This is a genomic window from Streptomyces sp. NPDC088124 (genome assembly GCF_040685895.1).
Taxonomy (GTDB): Bacteria; Actinomycetota; Actinomycetes; order Streptomycetales; family Streptomycetaceae; genus Streptomyces.
Window position 1 is genome coordinate 117,476 of record NZ_JBFBJB010000002.1, and the last position, 15,034, is coordinate 132,509.

Below are 15,034 nucleotides of genomic sequence, written 5' to 3' on the forward strand. Positions count from 1 at the left end.
CTGCTGCCCTCCCCCCTGGTTCCCCGCCCCTGGTCCCCGCCCCAGTCCTATCCTTCGGCTGCCGACGACGCCTTCGCCGCCTCCGCGATCTGCCGCTTGGCGGCCGTGGCGTAGATGTCCACGTACTCCTGGCCGGAGAGCTTCATGATCTCGTACATCACCTCGTCGGTGACCGACCGCAGGATGAAGCGGTCGCCCTCCATGCCCTGGTAGCGCGTGAAGTCCAGCGGCTTGCCGATCCTGATCCCCGGGCGCATCAGTTTGGGGACGACCTTGCCGGGCGGCTGGATCTTCTCGGTGTCGATCATGGCGACGGGGATGACGGGCGCCCCGGAGGCGAGCGCCACACGCGCGAGTCCGCCCGGCTTGCCCCGGTAGAGGCGGCCGTCGGGCGAGCGGGTGCCCTCGGGGTAGATGCCGAACAGCTCGCCCCTCTCCAGGACCTTTATCCCGCTCTGGATCGCCGCCTCGCCCGCGCCGCGCCCACCGGAGCGGTCCACGGGGAGCTGGCCCACGCCCTTGAAGAAGGCGGCGGTGAGCTTGCCCTTCACGCCGGGCGACGTGAAGTACTCCGCCTTCGCGATGAAGGTGACCTTGCGGTCGAGCACCGCCGGGAGGAAGAACGAGTCCGAGAACGAGAGATGGTTGCTCGCGAGGATCGCCGGCCCCTCGGCGGGAATGTTCTCAAGTCCCTCCACCCAGGGCCTGAAGGCGAGCTTCAGCGGCCCTCCGAGGGAGACCTTCACAGCGCCGTAGATCAACTCGAATTCCTCCTGTTGTGCTTGTGGACCGACCTTATCCCCTGGGGTGCCCGCGCTCCCCTCTCCAAGGGCACCGGACGGACTCCGGAAGGGCTGGACGGACCTGGTCGGTGTCGGTCCGGTCGCGTACGGTGAAGTACACCTTCCGAGCCTCACGAACAGGAGACCTTGGTGCCGGTCCTTCCTGGAGCCGAGCCGTACCGCCATGAGGGCGGCGAGGTCGGCGTCCTCCTCTGTCACGGATTCACCGGTTCCCCCCAGTCGTTGCGTCCCTGGGCCGAATACCTGGCCGGGCACGGGCTGACCGTGTCCCTCCCTCTGCTCCCCGGGCACGGCACGCGCTGGCAGGACATGCGGCTCACCGGCTGGCAGGACTGGTACGCCGAGGTGGACCGGGCGCTGCGGGAGCTGCTGGAGCGGTGCGAGCGGGTCTTCGTGCTGGGGCTGTCGATGGGCGGGGCGCTGGCACTGCGGCTGGCCGCGCTCCACGGGCGGTCGGTCAGCGGGGTCGTCGTGGTCAATCCGGGGATCAAGGTGCACGGGGCGGCGGCGTACGCGCTGCCGGTCCTCCGCCACTTCGTGGCCACCACGAAGGGGCTGACGAGCGACATCGCCAAGGAGGGCGGCGCGGAGGTCGGGTACGACCGGGTGCCGCTGCACTGCGCGCACTCGCTGCGGAATTTCTTCCGGCTGGTGGACGCGTCGCTGCCCCAGGTCAACCAGCCGCTGTTGCTGCTGCACAGCGCGGTGGACCATGTGGTGCCGCCGGCCGACTCGGCCAGGATCCTCGGCCGGGTCTCCTCGGCGGATGTCCGTGAGGTTCTGCTGGAACAGAGCTACCACGTCGCGACGTTGGACCATGACGCGGAGCGGATTTTCGAGGAGAGTCTCACGTTCATCGGCCGGCTCGCTCCGACTGTCGGGAAGAAGGGGAGCACCACCGGTGGCTGAGCATGACGCGAACCGCGAACCGCAGCCGATCGACGAGGAGGCGGCCTGGGCGGCGATCGTCGCCGGGTACGGGGAGGAGCCGGCGGACCCGCCCGGCGCCAAGCCGTTCAAGTCGGTCGAGGATCTGGCCCTGCTGGAGGGCGAGCGGAACGGCAAGGATCCCCGGACGGAGGCGGTGCCGGAGCCTCCGGGGCCGCTGAAGCCCCCGGCGGCACCGAGCGGGGCGGGCGCCCCGGAGGCGGGCACGGACCCGGGCTCGGGTACAGATATGGGCACGAGCACGGGTTCCGGTACGGGTACGAGCGCGGGTCCCGGTACGGGTACGGGATCCGGTACGGGTACGGCGTCAGGCGCGGCCGCCGGGAAGGCCGGCGAGGGCGGGGCCGGGGAGCGGACGGCCGACGGCGGTGCCGAGGAGCCGGAGGCCGGCCGGCCCACGCTGGGCGGCTCCATCACCTTCGCGCCCGGCGTCGGCGGCCCGGGCATCGCGGTCCCCGGCGGTGGTCCGCGCGACTACCGGCTCGCGGAACCGGAGGACGGTGACGGGGCCACGGACGACGACGAGGGCCACTTCGTCCCGCCGGAGCCGCCCCCGCTCCCCGAGTCCGACGTCACGGCCAGATTCGCCTGGCTCGCCGTGATCGGCGGGCCGGTGCTGATGCTGATCGCGGTCCTGCTGAGCTGGGACATGACCTGGTGGCTGACCACGATCTGCGTCGGCGGTTTCCTGGGCGGTTTCGCGACGCTGGTGGCGCGGATGGACCCGGACGACGACGAGAGCGACGACCCGGGCCGCGGCGCGGTCGTCTGACGCCCCCCCGGGGACGCTCACCCCGGGGACGCTCACCCCGCCGGTACGCGCAGGGCGGCCAGCACGGGCAGATGGTCCGTGGCCGCCCTCAGATCCGCCTCGGTGACGCCGGGCAGCCCCCGCGGCACCCCGCAGCCGAGGACCTCGACGCCCTCGGTGGCGAAGACCGCGTCGATGCGCTGATGCGGACGCTCCGGCGTGGAGGTGTACTCGTCGCCCCACGGGCGGACCGACCGGCAGTCCTGGAGCTTCCCGGCCAGCAGCCGGAAACCGCGGCCGTCGGGCCGGTCGTTGAGGTCGCCCGCCACGACCGTGTGCGGGACGTCCATCGCCGCCACCCGGTCGAGCACCATCCCCGCCTGCGCGTACCGCTCGGCGGCCTGGAGGCTGAGATGGCAGCTCAGCACCGCGAGGCGGGCGCGCCCGACCCGTACCACCGCCGTCGCGAAGCCCCGCCGGTGCAGACCGGGGGTGTGCGGCAGCAGGACGTCCTCGGTGTGTTCGACCGCGACGCGCAGCGAGCACAGGAGCAGCGGGCCCGTCGCGGGGGCGCCGCCGCCGAGCACCACGAGGCCGGTGTGCGCGGCCAGCCAGGCGGCCCGCTTGCGCCAGCGGAAGAAGCGCGGCGCCTCCTGGACGAGGAGCAGATCGGGCGCGCAGGCGGTGATCACCCGCGCCAGTGCCGCGCGGTCGTCGCGCATCGAGCGGATGTTGTAGCTGAGCACCCGGATCACGGCCGAACCGTCCGGCTCGGTACGGGAGTCGGGCAACGGGGGCAGGGGCGGGAGCGTCGCCATGCCGTAGACGATACGGGTGCGCCGCTGCCCGTACGGGCCGACGCTACGCGCGTCCGGCCATCGGTACGGGCACGGGCCCGCCCGCGCCCGTACGGCTCCCTACGGCACCGCGCCCGCCGTACCCCCTGCGGGGTGCGGCGGGCGCGGATGGCGTCGCTCGCGGGAGGGGCGGGTGCGGGTCAGCCCTGCCGGGCCAGGTCCGCCGCGCCCACCAGCCCTGCCTCGCCGCCCAGTTGGGCCGCCAGGACCTGGGCGTGCGGGCGCCACTCGCCGCCGATCAGCCAGCGCCGGAACGACTTGCGGATCGGGTCGAGGACCAGTTCACCCTCGTCGGAGACACCGCCGCCGACGATGAACGCGGACGGGTCGAAGAGCGAGGCCAGATCGGCCAGGCCCGCGCCCGCCCACCGGGCCAGCTCGCGGAAGGAGTCGACGGCCACCGGGTCGCCGGCCCGGGCCGCCGCGCTGATGTGCCGGCCCTCGATGCCCTCGGTGGTGCCGTCGCCGAGCCCGAGCAGCAACTCCGCGTTCTCGGGCGTCGCGTTGGCGCGCTGCCTGGCGTACCGGACGAGGGCGCGGCCCGACGCGTACTGCTCCCAGCAGCCCTGGCTGCCGCAGCCGCACAGCAGGCCGTCGGGGACGACCCGGATGTGCCCGAACTCGGCGGCCACACCGAAGCGTCCGCGGCGCAGCTTGTTGCCGATGATGATGCCGCCGCCGAGCCCGGTGCCGAGCGTGATGCAGATGACGTCCTCGTGGCCCTGGCCCGCGCCGAAGCGGTATTCGCCCCAGGCGGCCGCGTTGGCGTCGTTCTCCACGACGACCGGGAGCCCGACCCGCTGCTCGACCTTGTCCTTGAGCGGTTCGTGGCGCCAGTTGATGTTCGGCGCGAAGAGGACGGTGGCGCGCTTGTCGTCGACGTAGCCGGCGGCACCGATGCCGACGGCCTCGATCTGCTGCCCCTCGCCGGCGCCGGAGACAGCCGCGCAGATGGCGTCGACGATGCCTTCGGCGGTCCGCGGAGTGGGCACCTTGTGCGTCTCCAGGATGGTGCCCTCTTCGTCGACCACGCCGGCCGCGATCTTCGTGCCGCCGATGTCGACGCCGATGGTGAGTCCCATGTGTCCCTCAGTTTTCGGTCGAGCCCCGCTAGGGCCAACCGTACCCGAGGGCAGGTGCCCGAACGGTCAGTCCAGGTCGATACGGCCGTCGGGACCGGGCTTCTCGTCGCGGGGGTCGCTGGGGTCGTCGGACTTCTTCGTGTCCGGCCGTACGGTGTCCGGCCGTACCGCGTCCGCTTCCCCGGACGACGGGGCGGACGCGGCCGAAGGGGCAGCGGGGGAGGACGGGGCGGACCCGGCCGACTGCCCCTGGGTCCAGCGGGCCTCCTGGCCCTCGACGGCCGAGCGGTACGCGGCGAGCAGTTCGCCGCCCGCGGCGGCGAGGTGGTCGAAGACCCCGGGGTTGCGCTCGATGACCGGCTCGACGGCCTGCCGCGCCTGGTGGATGAACTGCTGCACGGCGCCCTGCGCGACCGTGCCGAGCAGCGGGCTCTGGAGCGCGGAGACCTTGTCGGCGACGGCGTCGACCAGCTTGCGCAGCTCGTCGGCGGCGGATCCCGGCGGGGGGCCGTACAGGGCCCGGCGGCGCGCCTTCTCCGCTTCGAGGTCTTCGGCACATGCCGTGGCCCAGGCGTCCGAGTCGGCGGCGGGGCGCTCGGTGGCGTCGCTCATGGCGTACTCCTGCGTCAGGGACGGAGCCTCCCGCCATGGGCAGCGGAAGGGTTCGTACCTTCGACGGTACCCGAACGGAGGTACGTCGTTCAGTGTCCGCGCGGCCACAGCGCGGGGTCGGGGGCGAATCTCACCCTCAGCTCCCCGTCCGTGAGGGCGGCTCCGGTGACGGTGCAGCGGCGCAGCGCGGACGGCAGGGGAACGATTCTCCGGAACGGGCCGACGGTCAGCAGGAGTTCGTCGTCCTTGCGGACCAGGTTCAGTTCGCTCTTGACCGCGCCGGGCAGCGGGATGTGCCAGACCAGCAGGTTCTCCTCGGCGAGCCGGTCCTCGACCGGCCAGGAGATCCCGGCGGTCTCCGGTCCGGCCGGCGCGACGGCCAGCGTTCCTCCGGTCCCGGCCTCCCCGGCGGCGGTGCCCGCCGCGGCGAGCGACGCGAGGTCGTCGAGTCCGTGCGGATCGCGGCCGAGGTGTCCGACCGGCTGCCGGTCGTCGGGCCACTCGGTCAGGTACTTGCGCTGCTGGGCGACGAGCGTCGCGAGCCAGGGGTCGGCGGGGTCCGGCGGCAGCAGGCGGTTGGGTACGGAGGTGTCGGCACGCAGCCCGTGGAGGGCGAGCGCGGTGCGCGCCGTGCGCAGTGCGCGGGCCGCGGCGGGCCCCGGCTCGGCGACCAGCCGTACCGTCGTCGCGGGGTCCTCGATCAGCCGCTGTACGGCGGCGAGTTCGGCGTCCCAGCGGGCGGCGGTCTCGTACAGCCACTGCGCGGGCATGGGTATCCCGGCGAGCTGGGCCATCATCGGGCGCAGCGCGCGGGCGGCCTGGCGTTCCTGGGGCAGCAGCCGGCGCAGATAGCGGCGGAGCTGTTCGGGCAGGGCGAGCAGGGCGAGTGCCTCGCGCAGCGGCGGCAGGTCGACGACGAGGGTGTCCCAGTCACCGGCGGCGGCCCGGCGCAGGGCCTGGAGCAGGGCGGACTGTCCGCTGCCCGGCAGCGGGGTGAGTTCCTCGCCGGCGAGCGGGCGGGCGCCGAGCAGGTCGAGACCGGCGGCGAGACGCTCCTGGAGGGCGAGGGTCTCCGTACGGAAGTGTTCGGTGGCGTCGACGCGGGCGGCCCACAGTCCGTCGGGTCCCACCGGGGCGGGGTCCGGGCCCAGGGTGCCCGGGTCCGTGCCGAGCAGGTCGTCGAGGGGGTCGGCGGAGAGCAGCAGGACCCGGCCGCCGTGGCGGGCGGTGGCGAGCGCGGTGGCGGCGGCGATGGTGGTACGGCCCGCGCCGCCGGGACCGGTGACGAGGACCGTACGCATCGGGGGTCAGGCCGCCGAGCCGGCTTCGACGCGCTTCTTCAGGCCGTCGAGGGCGCGGTCGATGATGACCTTCTCCGCCTTGCGCTTGATCATGCCGAGCATGGGGATCTTGACGTCGACGGTCAGCCGGTAGGTGACCTCGGTGTGGCCGCCGGCGACGGGCCGGAGCAGGTAGGAGCCGTCGAGGGCGCGCAGCATCTGGGACTTGACGAGGGTCCAGCTGACCTCGTTGTCGCCGGTCCAGGTGTAGGCGAGGGTGTGGTCGTCCTTGATGGCGCCGGCGTCCAGCACCAGCCTGACCTGCTCGGCGCGGCCCCGGTCGTCGGTGGTCAGCACCTCGGCCTGCTTCACCTCGCCGGTCCAGTCGGGGTAGCGGGCGAAGTCGGCGATCACGCCCATGACGTCGGCCGGTGCCGCCTCGATCGTGATGCTCGAACTGGTGTGTTCCGCCATCGCCGTGTTCCTCCGGTGCCGGTGCTGTTCCGGCTTCTGGGTCTGTGGTGTGCAGGCTATCGCGAGTGCGACGGTCACCATTCCATGGTCCACGGCCGCCCGGCCGACGCGAAGTGCCCCACGTTCACGCACTCGGTGGCCCCCACACGCATCCGGCGGACGAGTGGCTGGTGGACATGGCCGAAGAGGGCGTACCGGGGCCGGGTCCGGTGGATGGCGTCCAGCAGGGCGCGGCTGCCGCGCTCGAAGCGGCGGGCGACGGTGTCGTACGTCAGCTCGGGCACCTCGGGCGGGATGTGCGAGCAGAGCACGTCGACCTCGCCGAGCGCCTCGACCTTGGCGGCGTACTCCTCGTCGGAGATCTCGTACGGCGTGCGCATGGGGGTGCGCAGTCCGCCGCCGACGAAGCCGAAGACCCGGCCGCCCAGTTCGACGCGTTCACCGTCGAGCACGGTGACGCCGGGGCGCGCGTACTCGGGCCAGAGGGACGGGATGTCGACATTGCCGTAGGTGGCGTACGTCGGATCGGGCAGGACGGCGAACAGCTCGGCGTACTGACGCCGCACGGCCTGCTGGATCGCGGTCTCCTGGTCGAGTTCGAGCGCCGCCCATAGCGCGCGGCCGAACTCCCTGGCCTCGTCGAAGCGGCGGGCGGTGCGCAGCTCCACGATCCGGTCGGCGTTGGCGACGCCGAAGAGATCGGGGAAGATCCCGCGCGAATGATCCGCGTAGTCCAGGAAAAGGACCAGGTCACCGAGGACGAGGAGCGCGTCGGCGCCGTCCCCGGCCCGCGCGAGGTCCTTCGCGTTCCCGTGTACGTCGCTGACCACGTTGACCCGCATACCCACCATGGGCGATCAGCCTAGAGGAGTCCGTCCGGAGCACCGCCCGCGGTGGTGGGGGCGGCCGCCGGACGGTGTCCTACCTGCGGTTACTTTCGCGGCACGAGGGGGGTGGACTAATGTGCGCGAAGTACCGTCAAAGACGATGTGACGCACGGAACATCTGACTGGACCCCTCTACCGGTGCGAAGTACCGGTGGGTAACGTCCGGGCAGTCCAGTCGTGCTCGCCCCGTCGAGCACCTGCCCGATCTTGGACCGCGGCCGGCACGCACGACGCCGTGGCGCCGACGCCCGATGAGGAGCAGCAGTCTTGCGCGAGTTCGGCCTTCCGGCCCTGTACGAGGTCCCCTCGGACGGCAATCTGACGGATCTCATCCGCCGTAATGCCGCTCAGTACCCCGATGTCGCGGTGATGGGCCGCAAGGTGGCGGGAACCTGGACCGATGTCACCGCCACCCAGTTCCTCGCGGAGGTGCGGACGGTCGCGAAGGGGCTGATCGCGGCGGGCGTCCGGCCGGGTGACCGGGTCGCCCTGATGTCGCGCACCCGCTACGAGTGGGTGCAGTTCGACTTCGCGATCTGGACCGCGGGCGCGGTCACCGTCCCGGTGTACGAGACCAGTTCGGCCGAGCAGGTGCAGTGGATCCTCGGTGACTCGGGCGCGGTCGCGGCGATCGTGGAGAGCGGCGAGCACGTGGCGACGGTCGAGTCCGTACGGGGCCGGCTGCCCGGTCTGCGCGACGTCTGGCAGCTCGACGCGGAGACGCCCGGCGAGGGCGCGGTGGCGCGGCTGACGGCCGCGGGCGCGGAGGTGCCGGACGCGACGGTCGACGAACGGGCCGCGAGCGCGAAGGCCGACGACCCGGCGACGATCGTCTACACCTCGGGCACCACCGGACGCCCCAAGGGGTGTCTGCTGACGCACCGCGCCTTCTTCGCGGAGGCCGGCAACGCGGTGGAACGCCTCAAACCCCTCTTCCGCACCAGTGAGTGCTCCATCCTGCTCTTCCTCCCCGCCGCCCATGTCTTCGGGCGGCTGATCGAGGTGGCGGCCGTGATGGCGCCGGTCAAGCTCGGCTGCGTACCGGACATCAAGAACCTCACCGACGAACTGGCCTCGTTCCAGCCGACGCTGATCCTCGGGGTCCCGCGCGTCTTCGAGAAGGTCTACAACGGGGCGCGCGCCAAGGCGCAGGCGGACGGCAAGGGCCGGATCTTCGACCGGGCGGCGCACACGGCGATCGCGTACAGCCGCGCGCTCTCCACCCCGCAGGGCCCGTCCCTGGGGCTCCGGATCCGCCACGCGGTCTTCGACCGGCTCGTCTACCGCAAGCTGCGCGCGGTGCTCGGCGGGCGCGGCGAGCACGCCATCTCCGGCGGCGCCGCGCTGGGCGAGCGGCTGGGCCACTTCTACCGCGGCATCGGCTTCACGGTGCTGGAGGGGTACGGCCTGACGGAGTCCTGCGCGGCGACGTCGTTCAACCCGTGGGACCGGCAGAAGATCGGCACGGTCGGCCAGCCGATGCCGGGCACGGTCATCCGGATCGCGGACGACGGCGAGGTGCTGCTCCACGGCGACCACCTGTTCTCGGGGTACTGGAACAACCCGGAGGCGACGGCGGAGGCGCTGGCCGATGGCTGGTTCCACACCGGCGACATCGGCACGCTCGACGAGGACGGCTACCTCACGATCACCGGCCGGAAGAAGGAGATCCTGGTCACGGCGGGCGGCAAGAACGTCGCGCCCGCGGTGATCGAGGACCGCATCAGGGCGCACGCGCTGGTGGCGGAGTGCATGGTCGTCGGCGACGGCCGCCCGTTCGTGGGCGCGCTGATCACCCTCGACGAGGAGTTCCTCGTCCGCTGGGCGAAGGAGCACGGCAAACCGGCCGCCTCGACCGCGGCGACGCTGCGCCTCGACCCGGAGCTGCTGGCGGAGGTGCAGCGCGCGGTGGACGAGGGCAACGCGGCGGTCTCGAAGGCGGAGTCGGTCCGTAAGTTCCGCGTGCTGACCTCGCAGTTCACGGAGGACGCGGGACACATCACGCCGTCGCTGAAGCTGAAGCGGAACGTGGTGGCGAAGGACTTCGCGGACGAGATCGAAGCGATCTACCAGGGCTGACGGGGGGCGCTCCCCTCGTACGGGAACGCTCCCCTCGTACGGGAAACGCGCCCTCGTACGGGAAACGCCCCCCTCGTACGGGGAACGCCCCTGCCCGGCGGCCTCGGAGGAGCAGCCCGTGCAGGCGTTCCGCGGCCTCAGAGCAGCCGGCGCAGGCGTTCCGCCAGGAGGTCCCAGCGCCAGCGTTCCTCCACCCAGGCCCGGCCCCGCTCGCCCATCCGGCGGCGCAGTTCCGGGTCCTGGAGCAGGGCGACGATACGGTCTGCGGACTCCCGGGCGGCGAGCTCCGGCGGGCCGCCGTGGACCACCCAGCCCGTCTCGCCGTCCAGCACCGCGTCGGGCGCGCCGCCCGAGTCGCCCGCGACCACGGGGAGGCCCGTCGCCGACGCCTCCAGGTAGACGATGCCCAGGCCCTCCACGTCGAGTCCGCCGCGCCGGGTGCGGCAGGGCATCGCGAAGACGTCGCCCGCGCCGAAGTGGGCCGGCAGCTCCGCCCAGGGGACGGCGCCGGTGAAGCGTACGGAGGCGGCGACGCCCGTGGCCGCGGCCAGCTTCCGCAGCTCGGCCTCGTAGGGGCCGCCGCCCACGATCAGCAGGACCGCGTCCGGCACCCGCGCCAGGATCGCCGGCATCGCGAGGATCAGCGTGTCCTGGCCCTTGCGCGGCACCAGCCGGGAGACACAGACGACGACGGGCCGGTCGGTGAGCCCGAGCGCGGCGCGCACCGCCGCGCCGCCCGAGTCCGGGTGGAAGGTCTTCTCGTCGACGCCCGGCGGGAGTTGCCGCATCCGCGCGGCGGCCCCGGGGGTGAGCGCGGGCGCGATCCGCGACCGGGTGTAGTCGCCCAGGTAGGTGATCGTGTCGGTGGACTCCCCGATGCGGCGCAGCAGTTGGCGGGAGGCGGGCAGCTGTGCCCAGCCCGCCTCGTGGCCGTGCGTGGTGGCGACGAGGCGCCGCGCGCCCGCCCGGCGCAGCGCGGGCGCCATCAGGCCGAGCGGGGCCGCGGCGCCGAACCAGACCGACGTACAGCCGTGCTCGCGCAGCAGCCCGACGGCCCTGCGGGTGACGCGCGGGGTCGGCAGCAGCATCGTCGTACGGTCGCGTACGACGATGAACGGCTGCTCCGCGTCGAAGGCGTCGGTGGCCTCGACGCCCTCGCGCCCCCGCTTCCAGGTGGACGCGTAGACGACGAGCCGTTCGGGGTCCAGGCGCAGCGCCATGTTGTGCAGGAACGCCTGGATGCCGCCCGGCCTGGGCGGAAAGTCATTGGTCACGATCAATGTCTTGTGCATCGCCGCCGACAGTACCGGGCCGCGCCGCGGCCCCGCCTCACGGGCCGGAGCCGGCCGGGACCGGCATCATGGCGTGGGCCGACCTCCGCAATCAGGACGAACCGGACGGAGGGCCGGCTCCGGTGAAGGGCTGGAAGGGCGGTCATGACGGGCACGCACCACACACGGGCCGCGGTCGCGGTGTGGACCCTCACCAGGGCGGTGCTGCTGCTCTGTGTGTTCAAGGTCCTCACCGTGCCGGGGCCCGACGTCACCAGCGATGTCTCGGTGATCTACCGGGGCTGGTACGAGGTGCTGAGATCCGGCACGTACCCGCTGTCGGACGTGACCTGGCAGTATCCGCCCGCCGCGGCGCTGGCGGTCCTCTCCCCCGCCGTACTCCCGTTCCTCGGCTACGCGTCGGCCTTCTTCGTGCTGGCGTGTCTCTGCGACGCGGCCGTTCTCGGGCTGCTGCTGCGCGCGGCCACGGGCCCCGGCCGGTCGGCGCGCGGCGCGTGGGTGTGGGTGGCGGGTGTGCCGCTGCTGGGGCCGACCGCGTACGCGCGGTACGACGTGATGGTGACGGCGGTGGCGGTGGCGGCGCTGCTCGCCGGAGCGGGGCGGCCGAGGCTGATGGGGGCCCTGGCGGCGTTCGGCGCGCTGCTGAAGGTGTGGCCGGTGCTGCTGCTGGCGGGGACCCCGCCGGGCCGGGCGACCCGCCGGGCCTGGACGAGCGCGGTGGTGACCGCTGCCCTGCTGACCGCGGCCGCGTGCGCGGCGCTCCCCGGCGCGCTGGCGTTCCTGACCTTCCAGCGGGAGCGGGGCACGGAGGTGGAGTCGCTGGGCGCGCTGGTGTTCCAGGTGTGGCGGCGCTTCGGCTGGGAGGGCGGCGTACAGCTCAGTTACGGCTCCGTGGAGTTCGTCGGGCCGTACGTGCCGCTGGTCAGCTCCGTGGCGCTGACGCTCTCCGTGCTCGCCCTCGGCTGGCTGCTGCTGTGGCGGCTGCGGGCCCGTGCGCCGTATCCGGCCGGTACGGCCTTCGACGCGGCGTTCACGGCGGTGCTGCTGTTCACCACCACGAGCCGGGTGATCAGTCCGCAGTACCTGCTCTGGCTGGTCGGGCTCGCCGCCGTCTGTCTGACGCTGCGGGCGAGCCGGATGACCGCGCCCGCGGTGCTGGTGGTGGTCGCCACGGGGGTGACGCTGCTCGAATTCCCGCTGGGGTTCGGCCATGTCGTGGCCGGGGACCCGCTCGGCGTGGCGCTGCTGTTCGTACGGAACGGCCTGCTCGTCGCGGCGACGCTGACCGCCGGCCGGCGGCTGTGGCGGGAGACGGTCTCCGGGCCCCGGCGCGCCGCGGCGGCGCGAGGGGTCAGCGCAGACTCCGCCGCAGATGATCGCGCCACCGCTCCGTGAGCCTCTCCGGCGTGGTGGACAGGACGTCGCGCGCGGCCTTCCGGACGGCGCCCGGGCGCCCCGGGTGGGCGCCGACGGCGCGGTAGAAGGCGGTCAGCCGCTCCTCGCCCCACTCCGCGGCGATCAGGTCGCACGCCAGCCGGCCGCCCTCGTACGCGCGGGCCAGCAGGTCCGGGTCGGCGCCGAACGCGAAGTCCGCGTCGGCGGGGAGCGCGCCGGGCACCTCGCCGCGGCGTACGGCCCGCTGGAGTTCGGGGGCGATCTGCCCGGCGGTCAGCTCCGTGCCCCGGTACGCGACCCAGTCCGCGAAGCCCTCGGAGAGCCAGGACGGGGTGGCGGCCGAGGTGGCGGTCCTGGTCGCGACGTGGGTGGTCTCGTGGGTCAGCACGATCTCCCTGCCGTGGGCCGAGAGCTGCCCGTACGCCTCCGGGTTGACGACGATCCGGTCGGCGGGCGCGACGCCCCGGCGGCCGGTCCCGCCGGTGGTGACGGCGGCGATGCCCCGGTAACCGGCGGCGGGTGCCCCCAGGAGCCCTCCCACGGCCGTCAGGTCCTCGGCCACCAGCACCAGCACCCGGCGCGCCCAGCGGCCCGGCCAGGCGGCCTCGACGGCCGGTACGGCGCGGTCGGCGGCGGCCGCGACGTCCCGCAGCCGCGCCTCGTCGGGCCCGGTGCCGAGGACCAGGCCGTGGGCGCCGCGTACGGCCCGTACCGCGCCCTGCTCCCAGAGCTGGGCGCCCGCCCCGTCGCCCGGCCGGTCGGCGCGCACGTACCAGCGGCCGGCGCGCTCGGTCAGCTCCAGCGCGCGGGGCGTGACGACGGGCGCCGCGTCGTGGCCGGTGAGCCCGTAGCGCAGCTCGGCGCGGACGGCCGCCCGACCGCCGGAGCGCCGTCGTACCTCTGTGAGGTGGTACGCCCAGGAGTCGAGGGGCACGTCGGCGAGGTTCCCGAACTCGGCGCGCGCCGCGGCCCGCGCGGCGGGGTCGAAGGCGGCCAGATGACCGGCCGCGTCACGGTCCAGGAGGGCGGCGGCCCGGCGGTCCAGGGTCCGGCGGATCCCGTCGGCCGCCGGGTCGCCGGACGCGTCGGGGGCGTCGGGGGCGTCGGACGGGCCGGGGGCGCCGGACGCGCCGGCCCCGGCGGGGGCGCGTGCCGGAGCCGTACAGCCGGGGGCGAGGAGCAGCCCGGCCAGCAGCGGCAGGACGGCGCGCCGCCCGACTCCGCCGCCGGGCGCGCCGTCGTCGTCACGTCCCGGGCCCGCCACGCCGCCGATCGTACGGGCCCGGCACGCGTACCCCCACGGCCCGCGGGACGTCAGACCCGGGTGACCGAGGAGACCGGCAGCATGCCGACCGGGTCGTAGCGCACGGAGGCGCCGGGGTACGGGGCGTGGATCACCTGGCCGTTGCCCACGTACATGCCGATGTGGCTGGCGTCGTCGCGGTACGCCACCAGGTCGCCGGGGCGCGCCTGGGAGAGCGGCACCCGCGCCCCCACATGCCGCTGTGCCTGGGAGGTGCGCGGCAGTCCGACACCGGCCTGGGCGTACGCCCACTGCGTGAGCCCCGAACAGTCGAAGCCCGAGGGCCCGTTGGCGCCCCACATGTAGGGCCGGCCGACGGCGCGCTGGGCGGCCTGGACCGCCGCGGCGGCCCGCGCGGAGGGGGGCGCGCCGGGACCGGAGAGCGCGCCGGGCAGCTCACCGCGGTCGGAGCGGGAGGCCCGGTCGTAGGAGGCGCGGTCGGCCTCGGTCAGGGTGTTGAGGAGCCGGCGCGCCTCGGCGAGGCGGCCCTCGACCGTGCGCTTGTGGCGGGCGACGGAGGCCCGGCTGCGCTCCAGCTCTGCGAGGTCACGGGCGGCCTCGCTGCGCACCTGCCCGAGGCTCCGCTGCGCCAGCCCGAGCTCCTTCAGGGCGCCGGACTGGCGGGCGCCGACCCGGTCGAGGACGGCGGCCTTCTCCAGGTAGCCGTCCGGGTCGGAGGAGAGCAGCAGGGCCAGGGCGGGGTCGACGCCGCCCGAGCGGTACTGGGCGCCGGCGAGCGAACCGAGCGCGCCGCGCATCGTGTTGACGCGCTCCTGGCCGCGCGCCGCCCTGTCCTGCGCCGAGTCGAGCAGCGTCCGCAGCTCGGTGACGCGTTCGCCCGCCTTGTTGTACGACTCGGTGGCCCGCTCGGCCTGCTCGAAGAGCCGGTCGACCTGGGCCCGGGTCGCCTCGGGCGTCGCCTGCGGGTCGGCACCCGCCGGGGCGGCGCCGAGCGCCACCGCCGTCGTGGCCGCCGCGAGGGACACGGCGGCGACGGCACTGCCGCGGGGGCCGGAACGCAGAGCAGACCGGCCGGACTGTGAGGGACGGCGATGGGACACCACGGGAAGCCGAACTCCCTTCCGCTGTACGCGCTGGCGCAGCCCTGCCGCCCGGTGGGCGGACCGCTGGCCGGTGCTGCGCGGAGCAGACAGTAGCCGGGCGATCACGGAGCGGCCAACGACCGCCCCGGGCACACAAAGTGACGCCCCGCCGTAGACCTCAAGGTCATCGGCGGGGCGCGGGTGTCAGCGTATGCGGTGGGAATTCGC

General features: G+C 74.1%; 14 protein-coding genes. 4 read left to right on the forward strand and 10 right to left on the reverse strand.

Features of this window, described 5'->3' with window-relative positions:
* Window positions 1-47: 47 nt before the first annotated feature.
* The gene (locus AB0P17_RS01870; protein ID WP_365806657.1) at window positions 48-761 is read right to left on the reverse strand and encodes a lysophospholipid acyltransferase family protein; all 714 of its coding nucleotides are present in this window, start codon (window positions 759-761) and stop codon (window positions 48-50) included.
* Between the two features lie 171 nt (window positions 762-932).
* Here AB0P17_RS01870 and AB0P17_RS01875 point away from each other — a divergent pair, with 171 nt between their 5' ends.
* Window positions 933-1,712, forward strand: coding sequence for an alpha/beta fold hydrolase (locus AB0P17_RS01875; protein WP_365806659.1), 780 nt, complete (start codon window positions 933-935; stop codon window positions 1,710-1,712).
* Window positions 1,705-2,523 carry a hypothetical protein gene (locus tag AB0P17_RS01880; RefSeq protein ID WP_365806661.1) on the forward strand — a complete coding sequence of 273 codons (819 nt, stop codon included), beginning with the start codon at window positions 1,705-1,707 and terminating at the stop codon, window positions 2,521-2,523. The genes AB0P17_RS01875 and AB0P17_RS01880 overlap by 8 nt, the downstream gene beginning before the upstream one ends.
* Before the next feature lie 32 nt (window positions 2,524-2,555).
* Here AB0P17_RS01880 and AB0P17_RS01885 read toward each other — a convergent pair whose 3' ends face one another.
* From AB0P17_RS01885 to AB0P17_RS01910, 6 genes are all read right to left on the reverse strand, one after another.
* Window positions 2,556-3,320 carry an endonuclease/exonuclease/phosphatase family protein gene (locus AB0P17_RS01885; RefSeq protein ID WP_365806663.1) on the reverse strand — a complete coding sequence of 255 codons (765 nt, stop codon included), beginning with the start codon at window positions 3,318-3,320 and terminating at the stop codon, window positions 2,556-2,558.
* A 179-nt stretch (window positions 3,321-3,499) separates the two neighbouring features.
* On the reverse strand, window positions 3,500-4,441 hold the full coding sequence (locus AB0P17_RS01890) for an ROK family glucokinase (RefSeq protein ID WP_365806665.1): 942 nt from the start codon (window positions 4,439-4,441) through the stop codon (window positions 3,500-3,502).
* Between the two features lie 66 nt (window positions 4,442-4,507).
* Window positions 4,508-5,053: a DUF5304 domain-containing protein gene (locus tag AB0P17_RS01895; RefSeq protein WP_365806667.1), complete on the reverse strand. Its 546-nt coding sequence runs from the start codon at window positions 5,051-5,053 to the stop codon at window positions 4,508-4,510.
* Window positions 5,054-5,142: 89 nt separating this feature from the next.
* Window positions 5,143-6,354 (reverse strand): ArsA-related P-loop ATPase, encoded by a 1,212-nt coding sequence (locus AB0P17_RS01900; RefSeq protein ID WP_365806668.1) that lies wholly within the window; start codon window positions 6,352-6,354, stop codon window positions 5,143-5,145.
* Between the two features lie 6 nt (window positions 6,355-6,360).
* Entirely contained in the window at window positions 6,361-6,807 is a 447-nt protein-coding gene (locus AB0P17_RS01905) for an SRPBCC family protein (protein WP_365806669.1), read from the reverse strand.
* A gap of 74 nt (window positions 6,808-6,881) precedes the next feature.
* Window positions 6,882-7,649: a metallophosphoesterase gene (locus AB0P17_RS01910; RefSeq protein ID WP_365806931.1), complete on the reverse strand. Its 768-nt coding sequence runs from the start codon at window positions 7,647-7,649 to the stop codon at window positions 6,882-6,884.
* Between the two features lie 312 nt (window positions 7,650-7,961).
* On the opposite strand from AB0P17_RS01910, the gene AB0P17_RS01915 reads away from it, so the two are divergent.
* On the forward strand, window positions 7,962-9,773 hold the full coding sequence (locus tag AB0P17_RS01915; protein ID WP_365806671.1) for an AMP-dependent synthetase/ligase: 1,812 nt from the start codon (window positions 7,962-7,964) through the stop codon (window positions 9,771-9,773).
* Between the two features lie 137 nt (window positions 9,774-9,910).
* Here AB0P17_RS01915 and AB0P17_RS01920 read toward each other — a convergent pair whose 3' ends face one another.
* Window positions 9,911-11,065 (reverse strand): glycosyltransferase family 4 protein, encoded by a 1,155-nt coding sequence (locus tag AB0P17_RS01920; protein WP_365806673.1) that lies wholly within the window; start codon window positions 11,063-11,065, stop codon window positions 9,911-9,913.
* A 144-nt stretch (window positions 11,066-11,209) separates the two neighbouring features.
* Here AB0P17_RS01920 and AB0P17_RS01925 point away from each other — a divergent pair, with 144 nt between their 5' ends.
* Complete coding sequence (locus AB0P17_RS01925) at window positions 11,210-12,460, forward strand: glycosyltransferase 87 family protein (RefSeq protein ID WP_365806674.1); 1,251 nt, start codon at window positions 11,210-11,212, stop codon at window positions 12,458-12,460.
* On the opposite strand, the gene AB0P17_RS01930 is transcribed toward AB0P17_RS01925, so the two are convergent.
* The gene (locus AB0P17_RS01930) at window positions 12,417-13,724 is read right to left on the reverse strand and encodes a hypothetical protein (protein ID WP_365806676.1); all 1,308 of its coding nucleotides are present in this window, start codon (window positions 13,722-13,724) and stop codon (window positions 12,417-12,419) included. The genes AB0P17_RS01925 and AB0P17_RS01930 overlap by 44 nt on opposite strands.
* 50 nt (window positions 13,725-13,774) lie before the next feature.
* Window positions 13,775-14,827 carry a C40 family peptidase gene (locus tag AB0P17_RS01935; RefSeq protein ID WP_365806678.1) on the reverse strand — a complete coding sequence of 351 codons (1,053 nt, stop codon included), beginning with the start codon at window positions 14,825-14,827 and terminating at the stop codon, window positions 13,775-13,777.
* Window positions 14,828-15,034: the final 207 nt, after the last annotated feature.